This window comes from Photobacterium leiognathi (assembly GCF_030685535.1).
GTDB classification, from domain to species: Bacteria; Pseudomonadota; Gammaproteobacteria; order Enterobacterales; family Vibrionaceae; genus Photobacterium; species Photobacterium leiognathi.
Genome location: NZ_CP131601.1, coordinates 515,729 through 529,574, shown reverse-complemented (window position 1 = coordinate 529,574; position 13,846 = coordinate 515,729). Strand labels below are relative to the sequence as shown.

Genomic DNA, 13,846 nt, shown 5'->3' with positions numbered 1-13,846 from the left:
TCACCCTTTATTGGTGCGTAATACACACTTTTGATAAAAGGCTGAGTTGAGTAATCGAACTAAGATAAATTTTTTGGGGTCTATTGTAAAACAACGGTGGCAATAACAGGAAATGTTATGTGGACAAATGCATTAAATAATCGAAATGTTTAATGCATTTGTCTGTGTAATTCTCACGATTGAATGAGATTTACAACGAATAAAGCAGATAGTGGCAAGTTAGTCGCTATTTCGAAATTTCTTTTTCAGATAATCCCTGCACAGAATTGAGCAATGATGAAACGATAGAATCGCTATCAATACTTTCACCATTAAGTACGCGTGCCAAAATATCGCTCGCAAACTGCTGTGGTGAAATCACGATATCAGGATTAACGCTTTTTACTTTATTGATATTTTTACTGTCGTTAACCAACGCAACAGTCCGCGCATTACTATCAAGCTCTATTGCTGATAGCACAATAAACGCGTTATCGGCATCATCATCACTCAATGCCAAGATAGCTTTGGCATTCATCACGCCAGCTTGCGTTAAAATCTCACCATCGCTGTAATCGCCAACCACTACATCAAGATCTTCTAGTAAGTCTTTCGCTGCTTGCTGAGTACGCGGAGAGACAATCACGGTGATTGGCTGTTTCCGTGATGACAATTGTTTAATGGTATTCACTGCAAGGCTTGATAAGCCACAAATAATAAAATGATTGGTTCTATTCATCTTTTTGCTATTACCTTTAACGAGTCGTTCAAAACCACTATGAACAACCGGGCCTAATACGGATGTTGCCGATGTTGCAAATACGGTAATACCGGAAACAATCACAGAAATGGTAAATAATCGCGCAGGCTCAGAGACCGGAACAATATCACCGTATCCTACTGTCGACATGGTTTCTATCGCATAATAAAACGCCGTCAACAGTGAAGTGATCTTAGGTTCAAAACCATCACCAAAGTACAACGCACCATAGGTTGACGTGAGCATTAAGGTGATCACACTGATCAAAGCAAAAATACTACCCGCCGCAACACTGCTTCTTGAAAAATGACGTCGAACTAAGAATAAAATAACCAATGAAATCAAACCATAATGAATATTATAGATTTGATCTGGGTGGATATGTGCCGTATAGAGAGTATCGATGATCATCAAGGTAAAGCTGATCATCCATGAGATCCTAGCTCGAAAAAATAATCCTATCGAGCTTAGCGCAATAAAGACACCCAACATAAAATATGGGGCATTAGTTAAAAACGTATGGTTGATTTGCTCGTAATTTTTAACGTTAAAAATAGCAATAACATCAACCTGCAAACCATAAATGGTGTGGAATATAAGGCCACTATTGGCAAGGACAAATAGCGCGACAAAAATATGTCTAATGCTATAAAGCCACAACGCAAAACGGCGTAGAGTACGTCCAATCCAACGCAGTAATGAAAAACCTTCTTTCACCTAACACACACCTACAAAGTATTATCAACGACTTACATTCACAGTTTAGTAAATAAAAAATGATGTTCAGGTATATTAGATCAAAAACCAGCTAATGACAGGGATTTAAATGTCTATTTTCAAAAACAAAAGATATAAAAAAACCCAACCTGTTGGCTGGGTTTTCACGATTAAAGACGTCTTAGAATGCTTCGTCTTCTTCGATATCCATGTTGTCTTGTGCTTCAGATGTTTCGCCTTCCGTTACAGGGCTAAGTAATAGCTCACGTAACTTCGCTTCGATCTCTGCTGCTGTCTCTGGATTCTCAGTTAAGAACTTACACGCATTTGCTTTACCTTGGCCGATCTTATCGCCCTTGTAGCTGTACCAAGCACCTGCTTTTTCTACTAGCTTGTGCTTAACACCTAGATCAACTAGCTCACCGTTACGGTTAAAGCCTTGACCGTAAAGGATCTGTGTATCAGCTTGCTTAAATGGTGCGGCAATCTTGTTCTTAACTACTTTAATGCGCGTTTCGTTACCAACAACTTCGTCACCTTCTTTGATAGCGCCAGTACGACGGATATCAAGACGAACAGATGCGTAGAACTTCAGTGCGTTACCACCAGTAGTCGTTTCTGGGTTACCAAACATCACACCGATCTTCATACGGATCTGGTTGATGAAGATACACATACAGTTAGACTGCTTTAGGTTACCTGTTAGCTTACGCATTGCTTGAGAAAGCATACGTGCTTGTAGACCCATGTGTGAGTCACCCATTTCACCTTCAATTTCAGCTTTAGGTGTTAGTGCGGCAACGGAGTCAACAACGATAAGATCAACGGCACCAGAACGTGCTAATGCATCACAAATTTCTAGAGCTTGCTCACCTGTATCAGGCTGAGAAACTAAAAGCTGATCGATATCTACACCCAACTTTTGTGCGTAAATAGGATCCAGTGCGTGTTCAGCATCGATGAAAGCACAGGTTTTTCCTTTACGCTGAGCTGCTGCAATCGTTTCAAGTGTTAAAGTTGTTTTACCTGAAGATTCAGGACCGTAGATTTCTACGATACGACCCATTGGTAAGCCACCAGCACCCAGTGCAATATCTAAAGATAGGGAACCTGTTGAAATTGTTTCGATATCCATAGTACGGTTATCGCCCAACTTCATGATTGAACCTTTACCGAACTGCTTCTCAATCTGGCCTAACGCTGCGGCAAGAGCCTTTTGTTTGTTGTCGTCCATTCGACTCTCCAACGGATGCTAAAATGAAATTTCTGAACTGTTTGAATGCAGACTAGTATACTGTCTATTCATACAGTGTCTATAGGTGACTACATTTTTTTTGTTAAATATGCGTCAGCCCACTTTTACTCATTCACGCTTTTTACTCGCTCTAGCATGACAGACAAGGCTTTAGCAATCGCTTGTAATCTGACTGTTTTTCGATCGCCTTCAAAATGACAACAAGTGGTGTATCGCCATTCTGTACTATCAGCCCAACAAAACCACACCGTACCAACAGGCTTTTCAGCAGTGCCTCCGTCAGGACCAGCAATACCACTGATCGCTACACTAATATCAGCACGAGATGCCGCCAATGCACCACAAGCCATTTCAAATACAACGCCTTCACTGACTGCACCAAACTCTGCCAGTGTTGCACCTGAAACACTCAGCATCTCTTGCTTTGCTTCATTACTATAGGTGACAAATGAACGGTTGAACCATGCTGAGCTACCAGGAATTTCAGTGATGGCATAAGCGACCCCACCACCGGTACATGATTCTGCGGTTGTCGCAATCCAACCTTTATCTTTTAAGGCTAGTCCTAAATCAGTGACCAGCTGTTCAATATTCATTTGTTGCTCCTTGCTAATACGATTAATGATGGTGCATAAAAGCATGACTTCATCATACTCAATACAATTAATTTTGTGACTTTACGCCTAACAACTACCATTGCAAATATCTTAAAAAAACTCGCTATCCCGCTTTGCCCTATTAGCGGATTCACGTATCCTTAGCGGTCAAAATTCATTGGTCGTGCTGTCAATTTAGCATGACATAGTTCAAGCAAGAGTAGGCAATATCGTGACGATAAAAGGCTTAGAAAAACATACACCTATGATGCAGCAGTTTTTGAAAATCAAAGCTGAGAACCCTGACGTTTTACTGTTCTATCGAATGGGTGACTTCTACGAGATGTTTTTTGATGATGCAAAACGCGCCTCTCAACTGCTTGATATCTCATTAACAAAGCGTGGCTCAACCAATGGCGAGCCTATCCCTATGGCGGGTGTGCCTTACCACGCAGTAGAAGGTTACCTAGCCAAGCTAGTACAGCAAGGCGTTTCTGTCGCTATTTGTGAACAGATCGGCGATCCTGCAACAAGCAAAGGTCCAGTAGAACGTAAAGTAGTTCGTATTGTCACGCCAGGTACTGTCAGTGATGAAGCCTTACTTAATGAACGTCGTGATAACTTAATTGCTGCAATTTACACCGAAAATAACAAATTTGGCTACGCAACCTTAGATATCACATCTGGCCGCTTCATGCTCACAGAGCCTGCTAGTGAAGAAGAAATGCAAGCTGAGCTTCAGCGCACTAGCCCTGCTGAACTGCTTTATCCAGAAGATTTCACTTACCTGCATTTAGTTGAACCGTTTAAAGGTAAGCGTCGTCGCCCTATTTGGGAATTTGAATTAGACACTGCACGTCAGCAATTAACCCTGCAATTTGGTACTCGTGACTTGGTCGGTTTCGGCGTTGAAAATGCAGAACTTGGCTTATGTGCGGCAGGCTGTTTGATGCAATACGTTAAAGATACCCAACGTACTGCGCTACCACATATTCGTGCGATCACCTTAGATACCAAAGATCATGCAGTGATCTTAGATGCCGCCACGCGTCGTAACCTAGAGCTTACGCAAAACTTAGCTGGCGGCTATGACAACACACTGGCATCGGTACTCGATCAAACTGCAACCCCGATGGGTAGTCGACTGCTAAAACGTTGGCTCCACCAGCCTATTCGAGATCAAAAACAGCTTAACGGTCGCTTAGATGCTATTGAAGCATTTAAAGGCAGCGGTATGTTTGTTGATGTCGCTGGTGTACTACGTCACATGGGTGACTTAGAGCGTATTTTGGCACGTTTAGCACTACGCTCTGCACGTCCTCGTGACTTAGCTCGTATGCGTACCGCTATGCAATATCTGCCAGAATTAGCAGATTTATTAGCTGAAGTGCCACAAGCTCGCATTAGTGATTTAGCGACGTATGCAGCTCCAATGGATGAGCTATGTGAACTGCTTGAACGTGCGATCATTGAAAACCCACCCGTGATCATCCGTGATGGTGGCGTATTAGCACCGGGCTATAATTCAGAGCTTGATGAATGGCGTGATCTCGCTGATGGCGCAACCAAATTCTTAGAAGAATTAGAAGCTAGCGAACGTGAGCGTCATGATATTGATAGCTTAAAAGTTGGCTTTAACCAGGTACACGGTTTCTTCATTCAAGTCAGCCGTGGTCAAAGCCACTTAGTACCAAGCCACTACGTGCGTCGCCAAACGCTAAAGAATGCCGAGCGTTATATCATCCCTGAGCTTAAAGAGCATGAAGATAAAGTGCTTAACTCAAAATCTAAAGCACTCGCCTTAGAGAAAAAGCTATGGGAAGAGCTATTTGATCAACTGTTACCACATCTTGAGCAACTACAAAATGCGGCAAGTGCACTTTCTGAACTTGATGTGCTAACGAACCTTGCTGAGCGTGCTGATAGCCTCAATTACTGTCGTCCTGAATTAATGGAGCAAACAGGGATTGAGATCACCGCAGGTCGTCACCCTGTGGTTGAACATGTGTTAAGTGAGCCGTTTATCGCTAACCCTATTTCGCTGCATCAAGATCGCCGCATGTTGATCATTACTGGTCCTAACATGGGTGGTAAGTCAACTTACATGCGTCAAACCGCATTGATTGCATTAATGGCACATGTGGGCTCTTTTGTTCCAGCAGAAGCAGTAAAAATTGGTCCACTAGATCGTATCTTTACGCGTATTGGTGCCTCTGATGACTTAGCCTCTGGTCGCTCAACCTTCATGGTTGAAATGACAGAAACGGCGAATATTCTTCATAACGCCACCCAGCAAAGTTTGGTGTTAATGGATGAAATTGGTCGTGGTACCAGTACTTACGATGGTCTATCTCTGGCATGGGCAAGTGCTGAATGGCTGGCAGATAAGATCTCAGCCATGACATTATTCGCCACTCACTACTTCGAACTAACAGAGCTGCCATCACTATTAACCGGATTAGCGAACGTTCACCTCGATGCTGTTGAACACGGTGATGAAATCGCCTTCATGCACGCAGTCCAAGAAGGTGCAGCGAGTAAGTCTTACGGCCTGGCGGTAGCGAGTTTAGCTGGTGTTCCGAAATCTGTAATTAAGCGAGCTAAGATCAAGTTGCAACAACTAGAAGCATCAGGTCATCAGCAAGCGCTACAACCTGACGCTTTAGCTTCACAAGCACCAAAAGAAGAGCATCAATTAAGTTTGATCCCAGAGCCTAGTGAAGTGGAAGAAGCATTAGCGAATGTGAATCCTGATGATTTAACCCCACGCCAAGCATTAGATGAGTTATATCGATTAAAAGCACTGCTTTAATCTTTAACTCGTTCAGTAGACACAAAAAAGGACGCTTCTGCGTCCTTTTTTCTTGTTACTATTTCAATGTATTTAGAAGGTGGTAAAAAAGTTACACTGAATCGAGTAAATTAAAGCTCTTGATTAAAGAGCGACTCAATATTAAGTCCTTGGTGCGTTAGCATGTCACGTAAGCGGCGCAAGCCTTCAACTTGAATTTGGCGAACACGCTCACGGGTTAAACCGATCTCACGACCAACATCTTCAAGGGTTGATGCTTCATAGCCCAGCAAACCAAATCGACGCGCTAACACTTCACGCTGCTTAGGATTAAGTTCTTGTAACCAATGAACAATTGAGTTTTTGATATCATCATCTTGGGTTGATGACTCAGGACTTCCACCTTTTTCATCAGGAATAATATCAAGCAGCGCTTTTTCTGAATCGCCACCGATCGGATTATCTACCGAGCTCACTCGCTCATTTAAACGCAGCATACGATTCACATCATCAACAGGTTTTTCTAACTGTTGCGCAATATCTTCCGCTGTTGGCTCATGATCCAGCTTTTGTGCCAATTCACGTGCCGTACGTAAATAGACATTGAGCTCTTTGACCACATGAATAGGTAATCGGATGGTACGGGTTTGGTTCATGATCGCCCGCTCAATGGTTTGACGGATCCACCATGTCGCATAGGTAGAGAAACGGAAGCCACGCTCAGGATCAAACTTCTCAACGGCGCGGATCAGGCCTAAATTACCTTCTTCCACCAAATCGAGCAGTGCAAGCCCTCGGTTACTATAACGGCGTGAGATTTTCACCACTAAACGAAGATTACTCTCAATCATTCGTTTACGTGCGACCTCATCACCGCGCAATGCACGACGTGCATACAAGACTTCTTCTTCTGCGGTGAGAAGAGGCGAGTAGCCTATCTCACCGAGATAGAGTTGGGTAGCATCTAATGCTTTTTGAGTTGCTTCATATTTAGCAATATCGGCGTCATCATCGTTAACCGATATTGCTTCAGTATCAGAACTATCATCAGCAGACGGCATTGGAACGTTCATTTCCACGTCTTCGTCTAAAGTGAATGAATCAAGGTTTGTGGCTGTGCTGCTTCTACTCATAGCGCCTCCCAGATGGCGAGTTAGCAAGACATTACAACTTCATCATGTCATCTCTAATTGCTGCATCATTGATTTTTCGTTTCTTATTTAGGTAAGTAGCGCATTGGATCCACTGATTTACCCTTATAGCGAATTTCAAAATGTAGCCTTACACTGCTAGCCCCAGTGCTTCCCATGGAAGCTATCTTTTGCCCAGCTTTTACTGTTTGTTGCTCTTTTACCAAAATCTTATCGTTATGTGCATAAGCACTTAGATAATCTTCACCATGCTTGATAATGACTAAATTACCGTAACCCGGTAACGCATCACCCGCATATACAACAACACCTGCTGCGGTTGCTTTAATCGCTTCTCCTCGCGTACCTGCAATATCGATACCTCTATTGCCATTTTCTGAATTTGAGAATCTAGCAATAATTTTACCTTTTACAGGCCAAGCCCATTTCGATGTTGATGGGGTTGTGCCCGGCTTAGTTGTTACAGGTTTGTTAACATTTGAGTTTTCAGAGTACTCTTTTGGTTTTGCCTGTGCAACCGTTTTATTGTCTGTTTTTTGTTCAACAGGTTTTGAAACAGGTTTAGGTTTACTCACTGGGGTCGGTTTAACCGCTGGAGTACTCACTGAAGAAGATGATGAACGACTACCGCTTGGAATAGCTAATCGTTGGCCTGGGTAAATAATGTATGGTGGCGCTAAATTGTTTAGGCTAACAATATCTTTGACATTTTGACCTGTTACATAGGAGATAAAATATAGCGTATCCCCTTTACGTACCGTGTATGAATCCCCTCTAAAGCTACCACGCTCTAATTGAGAATAGTCTTTGTTAAGATTGGCAACCGGAGCTGGTGTATGGCTACTACAAGCTGATAGCAGAATCATACTGGTTACTGCTAACAAAGAAGGTTGAATAATTTTTTTCATCATACACTCTGTACTCATGGTTTAAGCCAAATCTCCAGCCACTAAAGGCACAAATCTTACGGGTTCAATCACGGTTTCGCAAAATGCTTCGCCATTTCGGACAATCAATTTCAATTCTTGCTGTTGGCAACCCACAGGCAAAATTAATCGTCCACCATCAACAAGTTGCTCAAGTAAGCTCTGGGGAACTTCACTTGGTGCTGCCGTCACGATAATGGCATCGAAAGGCCCTTTATTTGCCCACCCTTGCCAACCATCACCATGCTTTGTTGATATGTTATGTAACTCTAATTGTTTAAAGCGTCTTTTCGCTTGCCATTGCAAGGCTTTGATACGCTCAACTGAATAAACATGCTCAACAAGTTGAGCTAACACTGCTGTTTGATAACCTGAGCCTGTGCCAATTTCTAACACTGAAGATTGGTAAGTTAAGCCCAATAACTCGGTCATTTTTGCAACAATGTAGGGTTGAGAAATTGTCTGCCCACTACCAATCGGTAGCGCATTATTCTCGTATGCTTGAAAAGAGAAAGCTTCATCAACGAAGCGTTCACGGGGAACAGTCGCTATCGCATTGAGTACACGCTGATCGCTGATCCCTTTATTACTTAAAAATACGATTAAACTATCAAGCTGACTTTGATACCGCATGGTTACTGGATCTCCACATTTTGCATCCAGCCTTCAACCCCAACCATGGCATCATGCGCGGTCAAATCAACTTGCAGTGGGGTTATCGAAACCGCACCTTGTTCTATGGCATAAAAGTCAGTGCCTGGGCCTGCATCTTGGCATTGACCAGGAGGGCCTAGCCAGTAGAGCGTTTTACCACGAGGATCTAACTCTTTGATCATATTTTCAGCCCGATGACGTGCACCTAGACGTGTCACTTGCCATGGCCTCAACTGTTCAAAAGGCACATCTGGAACATTAATATTTAAGATATTGTTGCTCGGTAATGGCTGTTGCGATAGCTGCTTAACAACTTGTTGAATCACTTTCGCTGCTGTTTCAAAATGCTGATCACCAACTAAAGAAACCGCAATCGCTGGCACACCAAGGAAGTGACCTTCAGTGGCTGCGGCAACTGTGCCTGAATACAGCACATCATCACCTAAATTGGCACCGTGATTAATGCCAGCAACCACAATATCGGGACGTGCATCTAGCCATTCATTTAGAGCAAAGTGCACACAATCCGTTGGTGTTCCTTGAACCGAGATACGATTTTTACCTTCTTCTCGAATACGTAACGGGTAATCCAGAGTTAGCGAATTTGATGCCCCTGATCGATTTCGATCAGGGGCAACAACTATTACTTCCGCTAATTCACTTAATGCTTTTGTGAGTGTATTAATACCTTCGGCAAAAATACCATCGTCATTACTGATCAGAATTCTCATCATTCACTACCTCATCTTGAAGTGGCATGATCAACTCACGCACTACCGAGGTGGCAAAACTACCTGCGGGTAGAGCAAATGAAACAATCAAATCCTTCTCTTCGAAATGCCATTGCATCTTTTTAGGCATAAGTAACAATGGACGACGATCGTGGCGCATGCGGTTATCACGCACAAGTTTAACTAGCGCAGGCTCTTGTTCTACAATCGCTAGTTCAAACGCTCGTGCATCACCTTGCGTTGGTAGTGCATTATCACCGAGTAATGGACCTGTAATAGCAAGCTCACCGGATGCAACTTGCTGCTGTAATGCATCCGTAACCACATCCGCGACAAAGGTACGCTCATCACCTGCAGCTTGTAAGCAATCACCAGCGATAATCGTTGCCGCTAAACCTTGCTCAATACGCTGTGACAATACTTGGTTAAACATCCAAGAACGTGCTGCTGAAAGATAAAAACTACGCTTGCTCTTATCACGTACACGGAACTCATCGTTGCCCCAAGCACGTGCTTTAATCACGTTATTACCACCATGACCAAAACGCTGCTCACCAAAATAGTTGGCAACACCTTGTGCTTTGACTATTTCTAGACGCTCAGTTAATGCATCAAGGTTATCTAGATCAGTAAGACGTAATTGGAACCAGTTACCCGCTAAATCACCTGGGCGTAATTTTTTATCGTGGCGTGTCACTTCAAGAATTTCGACACCAGGATGTTCAGCTTCAAACTGACTAAGATCAGGATCGACTTTGCCCGGCAAGTGAACACTTAACCACTGCTCAGTCACCGCATGACGATCTTTAAGTCCTGCCCAGCTCACGTCACGTGATTTCACGCCACATGCTTTTGCTAACTCGTTCACTACATACTTGGTGTTTTCACCGACCTTGCGAATTTTCACCATTAGGTGTTCGCCTGTACCGCTAAACTCAAAACCGAGCTCTTCATTTACGATGAAGTCTTCAGGGTTAGCTTTAATGCGTCCGTGACAAACTGGTTTTGCATGAAACCAGTTAAAACAATCCATGATATTTTCCGCAGTGTGAGAGTGAGACATAAGCTCAAGATACCTTTTTAATTAAAACAACGGCTTCACAAGCAATGCCTTCTTTACGTCCAGTAAAACCCAAACGTTCAGTTGTCGTTGCTTTAACATTAACATTAGCGACATCTGTTTCTAAATCTTCCGCTATTGCCTGACACATGGCATCAATATGAGGTGCCATTTTGGGTGCTTGTGCCATGATAGTAACGTCTACATTACCTAAGCTATAGCCTTGCGCCTTAACTTTACTGTAGACATCACGTAATAAAAATCGGCTATCAGCCCCTGCCCACTCGGCATCGGTATCAGGGAAATGGCGACCAATATCACCAGCACCAATCGCACCTAATAGCGCATCACATACCGCATGAAGTGCTACATCACCATCAGAGTGAGCAATTAAACCTTGTTCATAAGGGATAGCAACGCCACCAATAATAACCGGACCTTCACCACCAAATTTATGAACATCAAAACCATGACCAATACGCATTATGAACATTCCTTTAATAGTTGTTGTAAGTAGAACTCTGCTAACGCTAAATCTTCTGGCTGCGTGACTTTTAAATTATCAGCGCGACCTTTAACTAACACTGGAGAATAACCACAAAACTCAAGTGCTGATGCCTCATCGGTGATCACAGCATCTTGTGCCAATGCGGTTGTTAATGCTTCACGCAGTTGTCCTGCTCGAAACATTTGTGGGGTAAGTGCATGCCACAATTGTTCACGATCAACAGTGTGATCAATCACGTTGTCTTGTTCATTCACTTTTGCACGTTTCATGGTATCGCGAACAGGTGTTGCTAAAATCGCACCACACTCGCTTTGCTGAGCTGCAACCATTAACTGACGAAGGTCGTCTAATCGTACGCAAGGTCTTGCCGCATCATGCACCATCACCCATGCATTATCATCATTGATAGCCGCTAAACCTGAAAACACAGAATCTACTCGCTCTGCGCCACCATCAACCACGGTAATACGAGGATCATTAGCCAGCGGCAAGGTTGGAAAATACGGATCTGTTTTACTAACCACAATAACCACGTGTTGAATTTCAGGCAAACTTAATAAACGCTCCACTGAGTGCTCAAGGATCGTTTTTCCCGCAATCGTCAAATATTGTTTAGGGCGATCTGCTGCCATACGACTACCAACACCAGCCGCAGGAACAACAGCAATACATTTATCGATCATGGATGGTTATCTCATTACTTAATTAGATAGTGTAATTAGTTATTATCACCAACCACACGAACAAATGTTTCTCCTGGTTTCACTAAACCAAGATCGGTACGAGCACGTTCTTCAACTGCTTCTTTACCACCATGCAGATCTTTGATCTCGGCATACATCTGCTGGTTACGCTGGTGAAGCTCTGCATTCGCTTTTTCTTGTAGAGCTACACTTTCTTCAACGGCAGTATATTCATTCATACCATTTTTGCCATACCAGAAGTCGTATTGTAACCAAGCTAAAAGCCCTAATAAAACAATAATAAACAGGCGCATAATTCTCCCTGCGAAATAATTGGTAACAGCAAGCTGCATTCCAATTGTCGAAGATTTTGAATAAATCCGCACAATTGGAATACATTTTGCCAAGCAGTAATAATCCCATAATCGGGTAACTGTGACCACAATTATGCAGTGAGAGTTCACAGGGTTATTACTTAACAGCTAATTTTGTTGAAAATAAACACAATCATGGCCGCTTCAATTCATCGAAAATAATGATTAACCCAGCTTATATTAATAATATTTATCGATTAATTCTGAGAGTATATTTTCTTTAAAGCTAAAAAAACCGCCTCTTGCAAGGCGGTTTCTTTTAACCTAATTGAGTTACCTCAATCATGCTTAATTAAAAATTAAGCTTGGCCTTTAACTTCTTTAAGACCGTTGAAAGGAGCACGCTCACCTAGTGCTTCTTCGATACGGATTAGTTGGTTGTACTTAGCAACACGGTCAGAACGGCTCATAGAACCAGTCTTGATTTGACCTGCAGCAGTACCAACAGCTAGATCTGCAATAGTTGCATCTTCAGTTTCACCTGAACGGTGAGAGATAACTGCAGTGTAACCAGCGTCTTTAGCCATCTTAATAGCAGCTAGAGTTTCAGTTAGAGAACCGATTTGGTTGAACTTGATTAGGATTGAGTTAGTGATACCTTTCTCAATACCTTCAGCTAGGATCTTAGTGTTAGTAACGAATAGATCGTCACCTACTAGCTGGATCTTGTTACCTAGTAGTTCAGTTTGGTGCTTGAAGCCATCCCAATCTGACTCGTCTAGACCGTCTTCGATAGAAACGATTGGGTATTGGTCAACTAGCTCAGCTAGGAAGTGGTTGAACTCTTCAGAAGTGAAGATACGACCTTCGCCTTTTAGGTTGTACTCTTTCTTCTCTGCGTCGTAGAACTCAGATGCAGCACAGTCCATAGCTAGTGTTACGTCTTTACCTAGCTCGTAGCCAGCAGCAGCAACAGCTTCTGCGATTACTTCTAGTGCTTCAGCGTTAGACTTAAGGTTTGGAGCGAAACCACCTTCGTCACCAACAGCTGTGTTGTAGCCTTTAGACTTAAGAACTTTAGCTAGGTTGTGGAATACTTCAGCACCGATACGTAGTGCTTCTTTAAGAGTCTTAGCGCCAACAGGTTGAATCATGAATTCTTGGATATCAACGTTGTTGTCTGCGTGCTCACCACCGTTGATGATGTTCATCATTGGTAGAGGCATAGAGAATTGACCAGCAGTGCCGTTTAGCTCAGCGATGTGCTCGTATAGAGGCATGCCTTTCGCAGCAGCTGCTGCTTTTGCGTTTGCTAGAGATACAGCTAGGATTGCGTTAGCACCGAAGTTTGATTTGTTTTCAGTACCGTCTAGGTCGATCATGATTTGGTCGATTTCAGCTTGATCTTTTGCATCTTTGCCGATTAGCGCTTCAGCGATTGGACCATTTGCTGCAGCAACAGCTTTAAGAACGCCTTTACCTAGGAAACGTGACTTGTCACCATCACGAAGCTCAAGAGCTTCACGAGAACCAGTTGAAGCACCAGATGGCGCAGCAGCCATACCTACGAAACCACCTTCTAGGTGAACTTCTGCTTCAATTGTTGGGTTACCACGTGAGTCGATGATTTCACGAGCTAGAACTTTAACGATCTTAGACATTGTGTTTCCTCTTGCTTTATCTTCAAATTAAAAGCTAAAAAAATAGCTGTAGCTATAACC

13 protein-coding genes are annotated in these 13,846 nt (G+C 43.0%); 1 reads left to right on the top strand and 12 read right to left on the bottom strand.

Annotation, left to right across the window (positions count from 1 at the left end; genetic code table 11):
• Positions 1-226: 226 nt before the first annotated feature.
• The 3 genes from kch to pncC all read right to left on the bottom strand — a co-directional run bounded on the left by kch (position 227) and on the right by pncC (position 3,307).
• Positions 227-1,456, bottom strand: coding sequence for a voltage-gated potassium channel protein (gene kch, locus Q7674_RS09460; RefSeq protein ID WP_305423618.1), 1,230 nt, complete (start codon positions 1,454-1,456; stop codon positions 227-229).
• Between the two features lie 181 nt (positions 1,457-1,637).
• Positions 1,638-2,690, bottom strand: a complete 1,053-nt coding sequence (recA, locus tag Q7674_RS09455; protein ID WP_008988027.1) for a recombinase RecA — start codon at positions 2,688-2,690, stop codon at positions 1,638-1,640.
• 125 nt (positions 2,691-2,815) lie between these two features.
• On the bottom strand, positions 2,816-3,307 hold the full coding sequence (gene pncC / locus Q7674_RS09450) for a nicotinamide-nucleotide amidase (protein ID WP_305423616.1): 492 nt from the start codon (positions 3,305-3,307) through the stop codon (positions 2,816-2,818).
• A gap of 232 nt (positions 3,308-3,539) precedes the next feature.
• On the opposite strand from pncC, the gene mutS reads away from it, so the two are divergent.
• Entirely contained in the window at positions 3,540-6,119 is a 2,580-nt protein-coding gene (mutS, locus tag Q7674_RS09445) for a DNA mismatch repair protein MutS (RefSeq protein ID WP_045064376.1), read from the top strand.
• A gap of 110 nt (positions 6,120-6,229) precedes the next feature.
• On the opposite strand, the gene rpoS is transcribed toward mutS, so the two are convergent.
• From rpoS to eno, 9 genes are all read right to left on the bottom strand, one after another.
• Positions 6,230-7,231, bottom strand: coding sequence for an RNA polymerase sigma factor RpoS (gene rpoS / locus Q7674_RS09440; RefSeq protein ID WP_008988024.1), 1,002 nt, complete (start codon positions 7,229-7,231; stop codon positions 6,230-6,232).
• Positions 7,232-7,314: 83 nt separating this feature from the next.
• Positions 7,315-8,157: a peptidoglycan DD-metalloendopeptidase family protein gene (locus Q7674_RS09435; RefSeq protein WP_045064374.1), complete on the bottom strand. Its 843-nt coding sequence runs from the start codon at positions 8,155-8,157 to the stop codon at positions 7,315-7,317.
• A 21-nt stretch (positions 8,158-8,178) separates the two neighbouring features.
• Positions 8,179-8,808, bottom strand: a complete 630-nt coding sequence (locus Q7674_RS09430; protein ID WP_045064372.1) for a protein-L-isoaspartate(D-aspartate) O-methyltransferase — start codon at positions 8,806-8,808, stop codon at positions 8,179-8,181.
• A 2-nt stretch (positions 8,809-8,810) separates the two neighbouring features.
• Positions 8,811-9,560, bottom strand: a complete 750-nt coding sequence (gene surE, locus Q7674_RS09425; protein WP_045064370.1) for a 5'/3'-nucleotidase SurE — start codon at positions 9,558-9,560, stop codon at positions 8,811-8,813.
• Positions 9,541-10,593 carry a tRNA pseudouridine(13) synthase TruD gene (truD, locus tag Q7674_RS09420; protein WP_045064367.1) on the bottom strand — a complete coding sequence of 351 codons (1,053 nt, stop codon included), beginning with the start codon at positions 10,591-10,593 and terminating at the stop codon, positions 9,541-9,543. The genes surE and truD overlap by 20 nt, the downstream gene beginning before the upstream one ends.
• Before the next feature lie 34 nt (positions 10,594-10,627).
• A complete protein-coding gene (gene ispF, locus Q7674_RS09415) occupies positions 10,628-11,104 on the bottom strand; it encodes a 2-C-methyl-D-erythritol 2,4-cyclodiphosphate synthase (RefSeq protein WP_023933507.1) in 477 nt (158 codons plus the stop codon).
• The gene (ispD, locus tag Q7674_RS09410; RefSeq protein WP_045064365.1) at positions 11,104-11,811 is read right to left on the bottom strand and encodes a 2-C-methyl-D-erythritol 4-phosphate cytidylyltransferase; all 708 of its coding nucleotides are present in this window, start codon (positions 11,809-11,811) and stop codon (positions 11,104-11,106) included. Before ispD ends, ispF begins: the two co-directional genes overlap by 1 nt.
• 35 nt (positions 11,812-11,846) lie before the next feature.
• Positions 11,847-12,125: a cell division protein FtsB gene (ftsB, locus tag Q7674_RS09405; protein ID WP_008988017.1), complete on the bottom strand. Its 279-nt coding sequence runs from the start codon at positions 12,123-12,125 to the stop codon at positions 11,847-11,849.
• 359 nt (positions 12,126-12,484) lie between these two features.
• Positions 12,485-13,786, bottom strand: coding sequence for a phosphopyruvate hydratase (gene eno, locus Q7674_RS09400; RefSeq protein WP_008988016.1), 1,302 nt, complete (start codon positions 13,784-13,786; stop codon positions 12,485-12,487).
• Positions 13,787-13,846: the final 60 nt, after the last annotated feature.